This window comes from Paenibacillus sp. sgz302164 (assembly GCF_056120505.1).
Genome location: NZ_JBVYOL010000009.1, coordinates 85986 through 103443, shown reverse-complemented (window position 1 = coordinate 103443; position 17458 = coordinate 85986). Strand labels below are relative to the sequence as shown.

The following is a 17458-nucleotide window of genomic DNA, read 5'->3' as shown; positions in this document are numbered from 1 at the left end:
TTGGGGGATATACACGGTGCCAATATGTATTGTATAATCATGCTTTTCTTGAATTGCGATAACTGGCTCGCTACAGCCATTGGAATTCTTTTCCTTGCTTCAGTGCCTGTTCTCTGCTGTTCACATGAAGTTTTCTAAACATACTTTTCAGATGGCTCTTGACCGTTTCGGCTGTGATTTCAAGCTGCTCGGCGATCTGTTTATTGGATAGCCCCATGTCAATCATCCGAAGTATTTTTAATTCCTGTTTCGTGAGCAGGGCTCCCGAGCTTCCAGTCTCATGCCCAGAATCGGACATCAGCAGAAGCAATTCCCTGGCGTAGCGCAGGCTCGTAGACTTGCGGTTAGCGTTGATCTGCCTTTGCCCGATATATTCACGCAACAGCTCCGCCATCTTGGCCCCTTCATCCACGAAACTGCGGATGTATTTCCCCGGTTCCGCCAATTGGAGTGCCGCCTCCAGCTTCATGACAGCGTTCGTCATATCATCTTTTCGATAAAAAGCCATGCTTTGCAGGATAGCCACCTTAACCTTATCCCAGGTCCGATCAGCCTGATCGGCAAGCCGGTACAATTGTTCCAGCAGTTGCAAAGCTTCATCAATTTCCCCCTGTTCCATAAGCGCACTTGCCAAATACAGATATTCTTTGATTGGACCGGGCGGGATCGTATCGGTATGCTTGATGCCGCATGTTTGCAGCCAACCCTCATCGAAAGCACCGTTCGCAAGTGATAAATTTGCCTTCTCCGCTTCTATTCTCCTCATAAACATTCTTTTATCCACGGAATCGATCTTAGGTTTAACCCCCTCCAGCCATTCAAACGCTTTGGCCGAATCTCCTTTGGCCTGACAGATCCGCACAGCATTGATAGTAGCGCTTAACAGAATAAGGGCATAGGGCTGCATGCACGTTGACTTCAGTACCCTCTCCGCATAAACTTCAGCCTCTTCCAAGCGGTTCCATTCATATAACAGCAAACTGTACGTATTGTAGAAAAAGCCAGCGTAGGGGTAATTGTCTCTATCTTCCCATACTTTGATCCATTTATAAAAGAATCTTTCCGCATCATGCAAATCATCGAAGAAGCTCAATAATGTGTCGAAATACATCGAATAGGAGTTCGCTTCAATCATCTGAATGTAGCTGCCCCCCGGCGTATGCCGATCAAATATCTCAAAATATTCATTCGCTCGTCGAAAGTCTCTTCGGTAAAACGAAACAGCCGCGGACAAAAAATGAACGTTTCCTGCGTAAGGTTTCCATTCCGGGTCTGACAGCTTGTCCTCCATCAGGCGAAGTCTCGCTTGTGCCAGCTCCAGTTCATTGGTCTCCACCATCACTTTGACATACAGAAACTGTATGCGCGGCTTTCCCGTAAAACAGGCTTCCGGCAGAGCACGCAACCATCGATACAGCACCCCTCTCTTCGCATGAAGACTTTGCAGGTGCTTTTCGATCAGGGCACTTGCTTCGTGGTAATGCCCGTCCACAAACAGTTGCTCTACCGCTTCTTCCAGAAATCCGTGCGCCTCCAGCCAATGGGCTGCCTTGACATGCAACGCCTTCGACTGTCCCGCATATCTCTGCCGGAAAAGCCTCCGCAAAAACTCGGAAAACAAATGATGATAGCGATACCATTCCCGCTGATCGTCCAATGAAACAATGAACAAATTGCGCTGTTCCAGCATTTCCAGCAGCTCCTGACAATTCGCTTGTCCGGTAACCGCTTCGCACAACGAGCCGTTGATCCTGTCTACAATCGATGTTTCCAATAGAAAGGACTGAATCTCGCTCGGCTGGAGACTAAAAACCTCCTGAAACAGATAATCGGATATGCTGCGGTGCTCCCCGCTAAAGGCACGGATAAAATCTGAATAATTGCCGCTTCTTTGCAGCGAAATGGCCGCCAGATACAGTCCGCTAATCCATCCCTCCGTGCGGTCGACCAACAGAGCTATCTTTTCCCCCGGCAGCGGCAATCCCATGCAATCCTGAAAGTAACGAATTCCCTCTGCAAGTTGAAAGCGCAGCTCCTGAATCGTGATTTTCACCATTTGGCCTGTTATTTGCAGCCTTGCCGAAGGAAAAGGCATTTCAGCCCGGCTTGTTACATAGAGGTGGATGTGAGCGGGCAAATAGGCTAGAAAATACGCTACCGACGCGTGAATGGCGGCAAGATCAATCACGTGATAATCGTCCCAAACGATGACCAATTCATCCGAGCAGCCGTCGAGCTCGCGAATCACGGCTGAGATGAAGGGTTCAAACGCTCCCGATTTTAAGGATGGCAAATACGGGGTGACCGCTTCCGCAAATTGAGGGTGCTTACTATTGACGGCAGCGATCGTATAGTTCCAAAACTCAATCAGATCATTATCTTGAGGGCCCAAGGAAATCCATACGGCAGGTATGGCGGACTGCTGCAGCCACTGGCTCAAAGCTGTTGTTTTGCCGTACCCCCCGGGGGCCGTTACGGATGTAAGTTTGCTCATTAATCCTTTATTTAATAGCTCGGTGATCGCCGCTCGCTCAACAAGGTCATCGCGCCGCGTTTGCGGGATATGAAGTTTGGTACTCAGAATCATGGATCGGCACCTCGAATTTGGCTGTTAAACTCTATTCTTTATTATATATGATTTCTGATCAAGGGTGGCTAAATAAAGAGATCTGTGTATGATTTGAGTAGGTTGTGTCACGAAGGGATAAAAGCCTGGGAGATAAACTGTTAACGACAATTTATTTCCCAGGCTTTTTTATTTTTGCTGCATGTGGTAATTTTTAAGTCCTTAGCATGAGCCAACTTGTCCAATTGTAGTGGTTCAACATTTCTCCCGCATCCCCTTCTCCACCCGAGTGACCGGCTGTTAAAAACTCGCAGCAACAGGAAACCGGCGACGGATTGCATCCATCGCCGGAAGTTACTGGCTCTTCAATTACGCGTCGGCGCCCAACTGCCCTCGGCCCCCGTCAAACAGCTTATGGTATGGTTCAGCTTAACGAGTCTATCGGCTAAAAATGCAAAAGGAGCTGCCGCGGCGCATAATTGCCAACCTTTCAATGCCCGATCTGCTCCTTTATCACCTGTTCAATCCCCAGCAGAATCAGCTTCCAAGCCGAATTCAAACGCCACATCGGTCCCCATCAGCTCGAAAGCCCGTTCGTACATGCGGAGCTATGTCCATCTTACTGGTTCAATTAATATTTATTCAAAATTTGGTATTCGCCTTTGTCGAAGGTTTCCTCTAAATAATTTTCTCCCCATTCGCACAGTGCAAGCAAGATCGGTGCCATTGACATTCCAAATTCTGTAACCGAATACTCCACTTTTGGCGGGACTTGATTGTATATTTTTCGGATAATGATTCCGTCTTCTTCAAGTTCTCTTAATTGCTGGATCAGCATTTTCTGTGTTATCCCCTGAATCATCCGCTTTAGCTCGCTTGTTCTTCTGGATTCCTTTGTTAAATGATAAACAATGAGTGGTTTCCATTTCCCGCCAATGATACTCATCGCGACTTCAAGAGTACAGTAGTACGTTCTCATTCCTCACCCCCCTTTGTTTGCACAATTATTTCTTTTTGGTAACTATATCACTAAAAAGTCTGTACTTCTATTATTGACATTTTTAATTCATAATAGCAACCACAAGCCAATGAAAGCGGCAAAGTTAGGACATGAATCTCAATCAGGGGGAGTAAGTTATGGAGATGGCAAAATCAACCGGGGTACCTTTGAGCATACAGCAGAAGTTTCTGGTTTTTTCTTTAGTTTTACTGACATTCGTCACGGGTACAAGCGAATTTGTTATTGTCGGATTGCTGTCCAACGTTGCATCCGATTTGGAAATAACAATCTCTGCAGCTGGGGCGCTTGTATCCGGGTTTGCCTTTGCGGTTGCCGTCGGCACGCCTATCGTAACTGTTCTTGTCAGCCGATATCCTGCTTATTCGCTAATGCTGACATGCATGTTAATTTTTATTGCGGGCAATGTAACCAGTGCGCTTTCCTCGGTTTATCCTTTGCTTATGGGGGCAAGGGTGGTTACCGCCGTTGTATGCGGACTGATGCAGACGATAGCTACGACGGTTGCCAGCGAGACATTGCCTGCCGAGAAAAGAAGCACGGTCGTTTCGCTCATATTTGCCGGATTTACTATTGCAAGTGTGCTGGGTGTTCCGCTGGGTACCTGGATCGGGCAAGCAGGCGGCTGGAACATGGCTTTCTGGTTCACAGCTTTTTTAGGTGTGGTTGCCTTGGCGATGCTCTCGATTACACTTCCGAGAAACCTGAAGGGTGCCCAAAACTCATTAAAAAGCCAATTCGATTTATTGACACATCCCCGAATAGTATTGGCTTTTCTCGTCCCAACACTAACCATTGCCGCCACTTATGTCGTGTATACTTATATCACGCCTATATTGGAAAATGTGTTGCTTATCCCCGCCAGATATACAAGCCTTATTTTGCTGATATACGGGGTCGCTTCTATAATCAGTACATTGCTAGCTGGTAATATTGCTATTCGCAACGGATTGAGTAAATTAAGATTTGTTTTTATCATTCAAGCCATTATTCTTGCCTCTCTTTATTTCACATTACATTTTGCCGTTCTCGGATTGATAAATATCTTAATTATTGGTCTTGTCGTTTACTTATTTAACGTAACATTCCAACTGTACTTGATAGATTTGGCCGGGGAATACTCTCCTTCAGCCAAGGTGTTCGCCGCTTCTTTGTTTCCTGTATCTGTTAATTTAGGCATTGCTGCAGGATCTGCAATTGGAGGACTGGTTGCCACCAATATCGGGCTGCTCCATACCGGGTGGATGGGGGGCGTGCTGGCATTAGCTGCATCGATTCTTACTTTTATCAGCTATCGGTTTTATAGGGACAAATGACATTATTGTCGGCCATCTTCCTACATCCCAGTTTTTTCGCCGTCATTTGTGGTACGGCTCAGCCCAACGGGTCTATCGGCGAAAAATCCGCCTAAGTGTGAAGCGCGGCGGCATTGCTGGCCTCAAAAGCAACTTGTGTTTTCCAGTCCACAAGTTCTGCAATTCGTCCCAATCAAAATTTTTGCCACCCGAATATCGGCCTCAAAATATTGCGAATCCAAAAAGCAAATACAGTCATTGCGGTCCATGAGCTGCGCTTATTCTGGATGTATTGATCGTTTATTATATAAGTCCGAGTGGAGGTAGGGCTCTTCAGACCGAACTCTTCCCACTTCGACGGATCATTCGAACCTCCGAGCCTTACAAGCATATTCGCCGACTCGCTATTTATTTTAGCTGGAATTTGCTCGTATGCTTGGGTGATTTGTGCATGGAATTCGTCGATCGGATTGCCGCTGACAAGGCTCTCCAAGTGGATGCCTTCGCGAATGTAAGAAACGTATGCAAGATGGTCAGCCCAGAACACGTCGAGATAATAAAGCCGCACCCGCTGCTCCGAAGGGCTCATCGGCTTCTCGCCTTTCAAAATTCCGAGCCGTTCCTCGTATAGAATTCGCCTCTGATCCTCCACCATATCCGAATAACAGTTCAATTCTTGGCATATGTGGAAGTTTTGTCCCATAATAACACGCTGAATATGCGCGATTTTGCTGCGAAGCATCGGCTCTTCGAGAGCCTCATCCTGCCTGGGAGCGCGAATCGCTTTATTGAGGCCGAACCGAAGCAACAACTCGTCCTCCAAGCTTATGAAAAATACGGAGGCTCCAGGGTCGCCTTGGCGGCCAGAACGCCCGCGCAGTTGGTCGTCGATCCGCACGCTTTCATTCACATGCGTACCAATCACGTACAATCCTCCCAGCATGGCAACAACTTCTGCTTGCGAGGGGACGATGCACGGTATCGGCTTCGTTTAGTGCGATCGCGTCGCGCAAATAATCGAATCCCGCCTCTTTAGCCGTAACATAGGTTATATCCTTGGCGTAAGCTTCCTGTTTCTCAAACAGGCTCATACCCGCTTGAACCGAGTTTACCGTTAACCCTAGGAAACGATAGATCGGGCCCATCCACTCCGCATCTCGATTTGCCAAATAATCGTTAAAAGTCAGCACATGAACGCCTTTGCCGGTAAGCGCATTTAGATAAGCAGGCATAACAGCAGAGAGCGTTTTTCCTTCACCGGTATGCTGCTCGATCACAAATCTCTCGTGCAGAGCGACGGCAGCCATGATCTGGACATCGTAAGGCTGTAATCCAAGCTTTCTCTTCGCTGCCTCGCAGACTAACGTATAAGCATCGACAAGCAGCTCATCCAAAGGCGTACCCGATTTTGCTTCTTTTTGCAGCCGGAGGGATTCCGCTTGAAGCTGCCCATCCTCCCATGTTTCCAAATTCCGTTTCCTGATGAGATCCGCCTTGTCTTGATAGACTTTCAGCTTATTCCGGGTATCGCGGTCTTTGAATTTTTGCATCAACTTAACGGCTAAATTCATCGGCATTTGATCCCTCCTCGGTAGAAATACGCGATTCCATAGCGGCTGATTTTTTTCCTACTCATCCTTTAACCGTCGTTGATATAAAACAACAGACACAATCGTTAATACAACCGTCCATGCCAAAGTAATGAGGAGGGGTTTTAATAAGTCTCCCATCGTAAAGCCTATATTACGTGGAGCTAGCAAATGCACAAGCTGACTGCTTGGTACGTAATCCAGCACTTTGAAGATTGGATAATCATCCACAAGAAACGCTCCCCATGGTGCCCCAGAGAATACGATCGACACAGGAATTATAGATAATGACGCATCAAGCAACGTCTTGGAGAATAAACCGCATATCGTGCCGACTGCTGTGTATAGAATAATCGAAAGAATGATTGCTGCCACAAACGCCCATATACTAGCTGGCTCATAGCCAAATAGATACGTAGCAATAGCCAGAACAACAGCAGACATTACAAAGACTAAAGTGCTTTTACCGATTAAAACATCCATGGTCGTGGCCGGAGTCATCATTAATGATCGTAAAGTGTTACGCTCCTTTTCTTCCGCAATCAAGCATGCTTGTGCGAAACATGTTAGGAACACAAACGAAAGATTAAGAACTGTAGCGAAAGATCCAGGCAAAGACGAGCCGGAGCCGGCAGCTCGAAGAAGAAGTGCAAGGATAATTGGGAAAATCAACATAATAGAGAGCGCATAATTGCGTGAAAACTCTTTGTAATCCTTCACAAATATCGCTCGAGCACGTTTTAATGAGATACTCATAGTAACTCACTTCCTGTCATTTTAATAAAGATATCACCTAGACTTGGCTCTTTCGTTTCTAATCGATCAATGAACCCTCGTTTCATCCAATCAGCTATTTGATTAGCCGTTCCCTCACCTATCGGGAGCTCGTAGGCTTCCCCATTGATTAAGTCAACACAAACCACGTTTTCTCGATGCTGTCTTTTAAGTTCCTTGGGTGAACCGATGGTTTGGATTTGTCCTTGATACAAAATCGCTACACGGTTACACATCAATTCCGCCTCAGCCATATCATGCGTAGTTAAAAAAATCGTTGTCCCTTTCTCATTTAAGTAGCGTAAGCCTTTATAAATATGTGCTGAGTTTACAGGATCTAAAGCCGAAGTAGGTTCATCTAAAAATAATAATTCCGGCTCATGGATAATCGCGCATGCCAACATGACTCGCTGACGCATCCCTTTCGATAAGCGATTGACTTTCTTTTTGCGCTCTCCGTTTAAGTTAACAAACTGCAGTACCTTATCGATCGAAGATTTAGGAAGATCATATAATTGGCGATACAACTCTAGATTTTCCTCAATAGTTAATCTCTCATATAGACCACTGTTATCCGTCAAAATTCCAAAGCGCATCTTCTGTGTAGACTGATGCATCATCTCCGCTGGCTGGTTAAATACATTTGCCTGTCCGCTTGTCGGATTTAACTGCCCCGTTAAAATCTTAATTAATGTCGTTTTTCCCGAACCACTCGGACCTAGGAAACCAAAAATTTCTCCTTTCGGAATGGAAAAGGACACGTCTGATAACGCATCCTTATTTCCAAATCTCTTTCGAATATGTTCTACTTGGATAACATCCACGAGCACCACTTCCTTAACGTTGGTGCCCTAAGCATATAATGATTGCATGCATACAGCCATCAAATACCGCCGAAATGTAGCTGTTATCGCCTGAATGGTACCATGAAATGCTTGATTGGTTCGACATTACACCGGAAATTAAATATTAAGAAGTACTTTTAATTCATGCAATTTTGAACGAGATAACGGAACCACGTCATCTTTACCTGTATGTAATCGCAAGCTGTAGCTATTCTTCGTCCATGTAATAATCTCTCTTACTTTTTGCAGATTAACGATGTAGGATCGATGACACCTAAAAAACCCGAAATTTAACAATCTTTGCTCGAGCTCGGTTAGCGTCAGAGCACAGACATAATTTTCTCCACCCACATGAACAAGGACCGAACCCTCAATACTTTCTATGTAATCTACTTCAGGCGGATCAAATAAAATCACTTTGTCATTTCTTTTCGTATAAATCTTCTGTAAGGTTATATTGGCCCGATCTTGTTCCTGCACTTCCTGTTTATCCTCTTCCGAATCCCGAATATCCAATTGATGAAATCCGAGTTCGTTCAATCGATAGATGGCATCACAGGAAATAATGGCATCCTCTAAATTTGAAGTTAAAATTAATACTTGTTTTTCTTTCAAAAGGTCATCAAGAATCCGTTTAAATTGACGACGATCTTGCTCTTCTAAGTAAAAATAAGGTTCCTCCAGTACAAGTGTAGGCTGATGCGCAAAAAAGACACGCAGTAATGTCACATACATCCTTTTCGATGAGCTTAGATCCTTAATTCTTACCTTCCGTTCTTCCTTTAAAGCAAAATAATCCAGTAACAAAGCGACACGCTCATTCCTCTCCGTTACTTTGATTAGAAAAGTGATTAGCTCTTCCACCGTTAAACGCATATACTCGCTTTGCCCAGCTCGAAATAAATAATATTGGGAACGATTCACTAATTGATTCATTAAAAGCTGCTTTCGCTTCAAGTCCGTTATAATGCCAATCGATTGGCTCGTTGTCATATTTAATTCGATCTTCGGTAGAAATAATTCCCCATTATCATACATTGGTTGAAATTGCATACCGTCCTCCCGGTTAGTGCCGCTGTAGGATATATATAACAATTATAATGTTGGGATAATTTTTTGTCAGTAACGCTTCAAATCACAGATATTCATACGTAAGAAAACAGAGGCGGGACGCTCCGCCTCTGTTTTCTTTGTGTTTCCGTAAGTTTAGTTTTGACGTTTCCATTTCCCACCCTACCCGCTCCAGCTTCTTTAAGCGCCTCTACGCCCTTCCCCCACGAAAAATTTCGCCATTACTTATGGTATGGTTCAGCGTAACGGGTCTTACTTTAATATTGTCCTTTAATTACAAAAAACGAGCCCCGAATCGTTCCCGCTAGTTTAGACTTCTGCCTAGCAAACTTAAACTTCCCTTCTAACTCCTTTGGTACCTCCATCCCCTCCGAAAGCTTAAAACCAACGGCCCGCTTCTTAGGGTCATCAACCGTATACATGACATTGAGCCCAAGACCATCCTCATAAAAGACGTAGGTAAATTGGATATTTTCCACTTGAAAACGCGACGTTTCTAAAGGTTTGGCCGCAAACTCAATATTGCGTTCTTCTTTCAAAATTCGGTTCACATAATCAAGGCTCTCCTGACTTTCGCTAGCGGGTACAACCATAAATTCATGCTTGTATTTATTCATAAAATAACGGGCTTCATTAGCACGCAAACCAGCAAGCGCTTCTGCTACAGGTGAAGACTCTAAACCAACCGTAGATACATTTTTGAAATCAACGATATAGGACATTTCCATCTCTCCTCTTATCTCTTTGTTTCCTAACAACAAGAAGGTAATCGAATGCGATTATTGTTCCAACACCTTTTCAAGCTCGCTGCACCATTTACCCCAGCCATACTTCGCCCCACCCAGTGCTGGTTCATTCGAGATTCCGGTTTGTTCGAGATGAAGGTTAACCTTCCCGTTCCCTAAGTCCTGCAACGTCCAGGTGACCGTATGCTTCTCCCCTCCACTGACCCAAGTATAGGATACCCGGTTGGGTGCATCCACGATCAGCACTTCGCCTTCAATAATTCCATCCCAATATTCGTTTGGCTGGGTGCGGAACTGAAAACGGTATCCGACGACAGGTTGAAAATCGTTCTCCATCGGCTGACCGGTGTGAATGTTGGCAACCCACTTGGCAAGCTTGCTTGAATCGGTTAAGGCGGACCAAAGCTTCTCGATCGATGTCGCGTACTGATAATCCAAGGATAATGTTAAACTCATTCTTCTTCCTCCTCCAATAGTTGGTTCAAGCGCAACATATTCGTACTCCAGAACTTGCTGTAGTAAGCCACCCAATCTTGAATTTCTCTGAGCGGAGAGGCGTTTAGCCTCAATAGCGTTTCTCTGCCGACTTTTCGGTCAAGCACCAATCCGGCCTCTTTAAGGATGGTCAAATGCTTGGATACCGCCGTTCGGCCCATTTGAAACTGTGGCGTTAATTCATGAAGCGGTATCTCGTCCGCCTCTGCTAACAGACGAATCAGTCGGCGTCTAGTTGGATCTGAAATCGCGTCAAATACATCCCGCAACCGGTTGTTCTCGTCCATAACACCCTCTCCCAATTATTATTTTTATAGTAGTATCTATCGGTTGTACGAAGGAATAGCCGATAATTTCATCACCTCCCTCTACAGTTTGCGGCTCTTCGGACGAAGCGCCCACGAGGCGATATTTAGTGCAGCATAAGAAAGCGGAAGGATAAGATGAAACCCGTAATTGGACACCATTTGGTGACACTTTGATTATAGGACACCAATTAGTGTCGTGTCAACAACATTTTTAAATTCCACATGAAATATGTAAAGGCACCCGTTAGGGTGCCTAAAGAGATGATTTTATTAGGGGTTACGTGCAATTTCAACCTCTTTCTTCTGTTTCTGGTTACGTGAATGTTTAAAGCGACAACCATGATATATGCTTTCCCCTGTCTTTTCTACAATTGCGCTGCACCCACCTCAAAATCTACTGTTCAAATTCTTTCGTTTTTCTGCCGGCAGTATGGCCTCGATGACGTCCCAATGCTCGGCGATCTTTCCATTCTCCACGCGGAACAAATCGTAGAAAGCAGTAGGCTGACCGTCGAAGAAACCTTCACTCACCGTAAGCACAAAATCGCCTTGTCCGATTACCAGATGGACATGAGTATATTGAAATTCAATATTTTTCTCCTTCAGCGCCTGCAAAGCAGCATGAAGACCGGAAAGACCGTCGGCAATATGTGGACTATGCTGAATGTAGTGATCGCCATCAAAGTAAGAGGCAAGCAGGTCCGGGTTCTTCCCAAGCAAGATGTTCTCAACATAGCTATTGACCAATACTTTGTTCGCATCCGTCTTGTTGATGTCCCTAATGGTGACCGGTCCGTCAATCATCGTATGATTGCTTGTCGTCTTTTCCGTCATCTCTTGCAGATTATCCCAATGTTCGACGATCAGCCCATTCTCAAAACGGAATATATCAATGCCGATTTTGGGGCCAAAAAAATCATATACGGAATGAAGTGCCACATAATCTCCGTCGACTATAGTACGCTTAATGCTTACCTTTGTACCCATTTCCTTTAAATGATCAAGTGCACCAAGAATGGCTTCACGACCATCGGGTAAGGCCTGGTTGTGCTGAATATATTGATCTGGATTCACATAAGCCATAATCGCTTCGGAGTTGCCGCTCTCTAAACTTTCCAACACGGCGATTGCCTTACGGACAAGCTCATTTTCATTGTTTACCGTCATTCGACTATCCTCCTTTAAGTTTATGGGCATTAGATAAATAATGAACATGGCGTTGTTTATTTATCTATCGCTCATTATAATGGAGGTTAATATAACGCTCAATATTCAATATTTTTCGTTTTGAAGGATAACAGACAGCTCATACAACTTTTGTCGCTTAACGGTTAAAATTTCATGTAGGGGAGAAAGAAAACAGTGAACAAGAAAACGGACCTTAGAATACTGCGCACGAAACAATCGATTCGAAATGCGTTTTATGAGCTTGTTCAGGAAAAAGGATATGAAGCGATAACGATCCAGGATATTGCCGATCAGGCTATGATCAATCGAAACACTTTTTATCTTCACTACCAAAATAAACCTGATTTATTGGATACATGTATGAATGAATTGTTGAGCGAATTAAAGGATACAGTCGTTCTTTGTCCCATCAGCATGAATCCTTTCAGTATTTCTATACTCGAGACAGTCATGCAAACTGTACTGGAACATATTTCGCGCAACACCACCTTTTACTATGCCATGTTAATTGAAGAGAATAGAATCTATCAGTTTCGAGCGAAAATGGAGAATATCATTAAAGATAAATTAAATGAGGGGTGGAATCCTGCTCAGGGAAATTCCCCTTTAGCGATATCCAAGGAATTGCTGCTCGAATACCTCATATCGTCTTTCATGGGGATTGTACTCTGGTGGATTAAAAACGATAACCCCCTTCCTGCAGATGAAGTTTCATCTCAGTTTAGTAGAATCGTTGCCTACGGGCATTTGAAAGCTGCCGGCATCACCGTCGAGGAATAATATATGGTTATGAAATTCAACTTACGCTGCAAAAAACGCAAACCGACCTGTGGGCAGGTGTGTTTCCGGCATCTATCATGCACTGAATGAACAGCAGGAATCCCTACGCAGTTTGCTTGCCCAGTTGAAAAGCGGGGAACAAGCGAAATCCGAAGCCATAGATCTACCGGAATATGTCAAGCTTATCTTCAGGAACATGTACGATCAGGTTGAATTGCTGTTGCAATTTCTCTCGCAATTGAAGCAACTGCTGGAACAGCAGAAGGGGGACGACGCGATTGAATCAAAAAGTTGAGCGCTCACGAATTGCTGCGCTTGCCGTCGTCACCATCGCTATTTCCGTCGATATGCTCGTATATGGACTCATTGTACCGTTCGTGCCGCAATATGCCGCCTCGCTGGGAGTATCGCACACTTTCGTCAACTTACCCGGTCCGTTCGTCAGCTCCTGCTCCTTCTTTACACTTTCGCGGCGCCTGTACATCCATTCTATTCCTTCACAAGGTTCAAGTGCCCGAATCAGAACACTTTCCGGATCACCTATCCCCCCACTCACCACGTTCAAGAGACAGTGGGTATGTATCAAATGAGTGTAAGCTCGTTAATTACCTGTTTAGTCCTCGGTTAATATACTTTCATTTTTCATTAAGTTTCACTCCTTTTTAAATGAATTAATGAAAAGCTTACATGAGAATGCAGAGCAGGAATCAGGATTAGTAAGCGATCGAGAAATGAACTTTTTCCGGGCACAGGACCAATATAAAGTGAAATAAAGATTAGGAGGCCGGCCGCCTATGACAGAGCAAGCTTTGCACCACTGGATACGCCAGATGACAGAGGGAGAACGAGAAAGCGTTTCGAGACCGCACGAACAGCAAAGAAGCCTGGGAAGCCAGCGTCAGAATCCAAGCGAGCTATGAAATTGCCCTCAAACCTTTCTTTTCCATTCCTTTTGCACGAACTAAACCTCCTATTTGCCGTCTGGTGCAAGCTTGCCGCATGAAAACCTTAGTCAGTTTTGACAAATAAAGTGAGAGCGTGCTAGATTCTATTTATACAATTCTTTAATTTGGGTGGGCCTATGAGAAAAAAATTGCAAATTTACATATCGTCTACTTTCTACGATCTTATTGAGGAAAGACATACCGCTGTTGAAGCCGTACTTCAAGCCGGTCATATCCCTGCTGGAATCGAGCAATATTTTAAGGAAAGTCCAATGAAAATTAGGAAGAGATGGATCGACGAGTCCGATATATATATCCTGATTCTCGGAGGATTCTATGGTTTAACGCTTCCTGATGAATCCAAGAGCTATACGCATTGGGAATATGAGTATGCCGGAGAAGCGGGCAAACCTAGATTTGCTTTTGTTGTCACAGATGAAGCATTAAGACAAAAGCCATACGACTTCGCAGCAATTGAATACTATCAGAAGTTTCAAGAGTTTAAGCAATCGGTCATGGAACAAATCCCTACCTATTATGTTGAAGATGTACGGCATATTAAAATGGTACTTCGTGATCAATTGCCGGAGTATGCAGCAAGAGACGATTTGTATGGCTGGGTTTCCGGCAAGGATGTCCCGGACGTTCAAAAGCTGTTGGAAGAGAATGCAAGATTAAAGGCGGAGTTGGAGAAAAAGAAATGAAAGAGGGGCTGGCACAACCAGCCCCTTTCTTCCCCGAATAGTCCCCGCCAGCTTAGACTTCTGCCTGGCAAACTTAAACTTCCCTAACTCCGCAGACCTCCATCCCCTCAGAAAGCTTAAACCCAACGGCTCAGCGTACCATCTATAGAGCGAAATTGAACAGATTTGTTGAATCCTTTATCTTTACCCGCAAATACTCTGTCACCAACTCCTGTAGCGGAGCAGATAGGTTATCGTATGCATGATTAATATCCGCAACGGTTTCCGGGCTGAAATCAAGCTGTGGATCACTGAGCTGTGGTGGCAATTGGTATGAGAAGTCTATCCCAAAGTTTTCCCTAAGCCATTTTAGGTCTTCCTGCGCCAGTGCCAAAAAACCTTTTTTATAGACATGCGAAATATCGAATTTCGGACCGCGTATGACCAGAAGCGGATTTATATCTTCTCTGGTTCTTTGCTCGTTTCGTCGATTATTGAGAATAATCGGGCATCTTTCATTAATAAAGGCCAATAATTCCGCCGCGATTAACGAAATGCTTTCATTGGCCTTCACCATATTAAACGTTTTTATTTCCTCTTTTTCATAACCCAATTTCTCCAAAAAGTATCCGACTGGCCCGCATTCATGCTTTACTGAATCCTCGAACCGATACACCTCTACAGCGTCTCTGCCGAAAACCTGAACCAAATTTCCTATACGCACTTGGAACAAATTTTGTATGATTGCATTCATCTTTTCATCCAGAATCTGCTGAAGCTTTTGCCCTGCTTTTAGCCTTTGCTGCGTAGCGCTCACCAGCCAAGGCACCGGATGTCTTACGGAAATCAACACCTTTATCGAAGCCTTATAGCCGATCGCTTTTTTCAGAAACGTTCGAACGTTCGTTAACTCGCTACGTGAAAGCAGGGAAATGTTTTCGCCGGATATGATGATTTTGCCTTGCTCGGATTCAGCCGCTTCTTTTTCAAATAGTTTCAAAAAATGCTTATTTGTTTTTCTAATTTCACTTTTGCTGCGTCCCTCGACAATATTCTCGAAGTATGCCTGATTGCTTGTAAAAGCGCCGAAAATCGGTATGGAATGATTCGAAGGCCAGCATGTCGGATAAAGAAACCCCCGTTTTTTTAAACGTTCCGCGTTTGCAAATAAGGTTTCTTGGATGCTTGTCGTACCGGTTTTATGCATTCCCGCGTGTATAATAATCTCACGAATGTTGTTCTTTCGCTTGTTGCTTCTGAAAAACAATACTGTTTCCCCCTCTTGCCTATCATAATGCCCTCCGCTCGTCCCAAACTTTGTTTTATTCCCCTCTTGAACACTTATCAGTCCCAGTCGTACGTTTCTCCGATCAATTCAAACAATCGCCGGTTCGGTTCCGCATAGTAATTTCGCAGCCATTCCATCGTATCTTGCGGAATAGGCTGGTCGTATTCGCCTTCATTTAGCAGCACATACTCGCCCGGTTCCCACAACGGCATATCAAGAAAATCCAGCACGTTCCGATAGCTCGCAGCCGGGTTCTGGAACCATGCCTCGCTGCTCATCACAAGAATCTGGTCCTTGGGGAAATACCGGTACCATCTCTCCAACTGCTCCGCGTATAACCCCCGCTTCAAATAAGAATAAATCGAACAATTCTGGCTTAAGAAGCGAGGGTCCCTATCCATTCGACTATACTCCTCTTCTACTCTTGAACGCTCAGCCTGCAGCGCCTCCGGGAACGACATCGGCTCCAGGCCTCGTCTCACCATCATTTGATAATGGGAATAGGCTCGATGGACGGGATTGCGCAGGACGGCGATCAGCTTAACCTTAGGGAGCCACTCGCGCACCCGGCCGGGTGTCTGGGGATGGAATAGATAATAGGGACTCGCCTCCCCTGTGATATGGCCTTCAGGCAGATCAGGCGGGAAGTTCTTCTTGTACCAGTCGAATCCGAGTTGATATTGCTCATCGAAGAAATGAACTTCCTTCACGGCAGCCGATTGAATGCTAGGGTGCTGCACAAGGTCATGGTACAGGGAGGTAGTACCTCCTTTTTGCGTCCCGATAATCAGAAAAGCAGGCTCCGTCGTAGTGTTGTTATAGAGCTTGGTTCGGGCAGATCGTACCCATTCCACTTTGCGTTTGTTGACGAAGTGAACGTGCTGGACAACGCTCTCCATATCCGTACCTGGCGGCGCAATCTCCAAACACCGAACGGCATCCTCGCTTGCCTCTTCTTGCATACCTAATTCCAGATACACGGATGAGCGCAAGATTTTAACAGAAAACTCATTGTAGCCCTTGTCGAGCGATTGATCGAAAAACTTCAAGGCCTGCTCGAAATCCTGCTGTTGCTGGCTCCTGCAGCCCATACGGTAGTAATACTCCGCCAGATAATCATGGGCGGCCTCGCTCTGCTCATAGGCCATAAGCACGTCACGTGTCGGTCCGCTGAGCTTGATACGGCCTTCCTCAAGCCAGATCGCCTGATCACAAATGATTTTCGTCTGTTCTCCCGCATGACTGACAAATAGAATCGTGGTGCCCGCGCTCTTCAACCGCAGGATGGCGTTGATGCATTTCTTCCGAAATTCATGGTCGCCGACCGCCAGCACCTCGTCGATCAGCAAAATGTCAGGTGTCATATGGATGGCTACGGAGAAACCCAGTCTCATATACATGCCAGTCGAGTAGCTCCGCACCAACTGGTCAATGTCTTCTCCAAGCTCGGAGAACGCGATGATGCTGTCCATCTTCTCCTGAATCTCCTTGCGCGTAAACCCAAGAACGGAACCGTTAAAATATATATTTTCTCTTCCGGTAAAGTCGGCATGAAACCCCGCTCCGAGTTCCAACAGCGTCGCTACTTTACCGTCGACTTTAACGGTACCGGAGGTAGGATGCAAGATCCGGCTGATCAGCTTCAGCAGCGTGCTCTTGCCGGAACCGTTCTTGCCGATCAGCGCCAGGCTCGCCCCCTTCGGGAGCTCCAACTCAATATCACGCAACACCCATTTATCCATCGATTCCGCAGGCGTGGGTGCCATCATGAGGTCCTTAATCGTATTTCGCTGTCCGCCTTGCTTGTTGAATTTTTTAGACACCTGATGCAGCTCGATTGCGTTATTCATGCGCCCACTCCTGTCTTT

14 protein-coding genes and 3 pseudogenes are annotated in these 17458 nt (G+C 45.3%); 3 read left to right on the top strand and 14 right to left on the bottom strand.

All coding sequences use genetic code 11. From position 1 onward, the window contains the following. Positions 1–70: 70 nt before the first annotated feature. Together AC0LWT_RS16590 and AC0LWT_RS16585 are read right to left on the bottom strand one after the other, a co-directional pair. Positions 71–2587 carry a winged helix-turn-helix domain-containing protein gene (locus tag AC0LWT_RS16590; RefSeq protein WP_474682373.1) on the bottom strand — a complete coding sequence of 839 codons (2517 nt, stop codon included), beginning with the start codon at positions 2585–2587 and terminating at the stop codon, positions 71–73. Positions 2588–3197: 610 nt separating this feature from the next. Continuing rightward, positions 3198–3545, bottom strand: a complete 348-nt coding sequence (locus AC0LWT_RS16585; protein ID WP_474682372.1) for a winged helix-turn-helix transcriptional regulator — start codon at positions 3543–3545, stop codon at positions 3198–3200. 158 nt (positions 3546–3703) lie between these two features. Here AC0LWT_RS16585 and AC0LWT_RS16580 point away from each other — a divergent pair, with 158 nt between their 5' ends. Continuing rightward, positions 3704–4900, top strand: coding sequence for an MFS transporter (locus AC0LWT_RS16580; protein ID WP_474682371.1), 1197 nt, complete (start codon positions 3704–3706; stop codon positions 4898–4900). Positions 4901–5072: 172 nt separating this feature from the next. Here AC0LWT_RS16580 and AC0LWT_RS16575 read toward each other — a convergent pair. The 8 genes and pseudogenes from AC0LWT_RS16575 to AC0LWT_RS16540 form a co-directional block, all read right to left on the bottom strand. Beyond that, positions 5073–6429, bottom strand: a pseudogene (locus AC0LWT_RS16575) (preprotein translocase subunit SecA). A gap of 78 nt (positions 6430–6507) precedes the next feature. Further along, complete coding sequence (locus AC0LWT_RS16570) at positions 6508–7224, bottom strand: ABC transporter permease (RefSeq protein WP_474682370.1); 717 nt, start codon at positions 7222–7224, stop codon at positions 6508–6510. Next, positions 7221–8066 (bottom strand): ABC transporter ATP-binding protein, encoded by an 846-nt coding sequence (locus AC0LWT_RS16565; RefSeq protein WP_474682369.1) that lies wholly within the window; start codon positions 8064–8066, stop codon positions 7221–7223. Before AC0LWT_RS16565 ends, AC0LWT_RS16570 begins: the two co-directional genes overlap by 4 nt. Positions 8067–8204: 138 nt before the next feature. Next, on the bottom strand, positions 8205–9140 hold the full coding sequence (locus tag AC0LWT_RS16560) for a LytTR family transcriptional regulator DNA-binding domain-containing protein (RefSeq protein WP_474682368.1): 936 nt from the start codon (positions 9138–9140) through the stop codon (positions 8205–8207). Positions 9141–9415: 275 nt separating this feature from the next. Further along, a complete protein-coding gene (locus tag AC0LWT_RS16555; protein WP_474682367.1) occupies positions 9416–9880 on the bottom strand; it encodes a phage tail protein in 465 nt (154 codons plus the stop codon). Positions 9881–9937: 57 nt separating this feature from the next. Then, the gene (locus tag AC0LWT_RS16550) at positions 9938–10360 is read right to left on the bottom strand and encodes an SRPBCC family protein (protein ID WP_474682366.1); all 423 of its coding nucleotides are present in this window, start codon (positions 10358–10360) and stop codon (positions 9938–9940) included. Next, positions 10357–10686 carry an ArsR/SmtB family transcription factor gene (locus tag AC0LWT_RS16545; protein WP_474682365.1) on the bottom strand — a complete coding sequence of 110 codons (330 nt, stop codon included), beginning with the start codon at positions 10684–10686 and terminating at the stop codon, positions 10357–10359. The genes AC0LWT_RS16550 and AC0LWT_RS16545 overlap by 4 nt, the downstream gene beginning before the upstream one ends. Before the next feature lie 408 nt (positions 10687–11094). Then, positions 11095–11874 (bottom strand): nuclear transport factor 2 family protein, encoded by a 780-nt coding sequence (locus AC0LWT_RS16540; RefSeq protein ID WP_474682364.1) that lies wholly within the window; start codon positions 11872–11874, stop codon positions 11095–11097. A gap of 195 nt (positions 11875–12069) precedes the next feature. On the opposite strand from AC0LWT_RS16540, the gene AC0LWT_RS16535 reads away from it, so the two are divergent. Beyond that, positions 12070–12675, top strand: a complete 606-nt coding sequence (locus AC0LWT_RS16535; protein WP_474682363.1) for a TetR/AcrR family transcriptional regulator — start codon at positions 12070–12072, stop codon at positions 12673–12675. A gap of 415 nt (positions 12676–13090) precedes the next feature. Here the strand turns inward: AC0LWT_RS16535 and AC0LWT_RS16530 are convergent. Beyond that, a pseudogene (locus AC0LWT_RS16530) lies at positions 13091–13270 on the bottom strand (DNA-3-methyladenine glycosylase); the annotation flags it as partial. 486 nt (positions 13271–13756) lie between these two features. Between AC0LWT_RS16530 and AC0LWT_RS16525 the strand changes: the two are divergent. Continuing rightward, complete coding sequence (locus tag AC0LWT_RS16525; RefSeq protein ID WP_474682362.1) at positions 13757–14323, top strand: DUF4062 domain-containing protein; 567 nt, start codon at positions 13757–13759, stop codon at positions 14321–14323. On the opposite strand, the pseudogene AC0LWT_RS38970 reads toward AC0LWT_RS16525, so the two are convergent. From AC0LWT_RS38970 to AC0LWT_RS16515, 3 genes and pseudogenes are all read right to left on the bottom strand, one after another. Further along, positions 14294–14453 (bottom strand): annotated as a pseudogene (locus AC0LWT_RS38970) (hypothetical protein); the annotation flags it as partial. The gene AC0LWT_RS16525 and the pseudogene AC0LWT_RS38970 overlap by 30 nt on opposite strands. A 12-nt stretch (positions 14454–14465) precedes the next feature. After that, entirely contained in the window at positions 14466–15569 is a 1104-nt protein-coding gene (locus AC0LWT_RS16520; RefSeq protein WP_474682361.1) for a hypothetical protein, read from the bottom strand. Positions 15570–15646: 77 nt separating this feature from the next. Next, positions 15647–17440 carry an ATP-binding cassette domain-containing protein gene (locus AC0LWT_RS16515; RefSeq protein WP_474682360.1) on the bottom strand — a complete coding sequence of 598 codons (1794 nt, stop codon included), beginning with the start codon at positions 17438–17440 and terminating at the stop codon, positions 15647–15649. Positions 17441–17458: the final 18 nt, after the last annotated feature.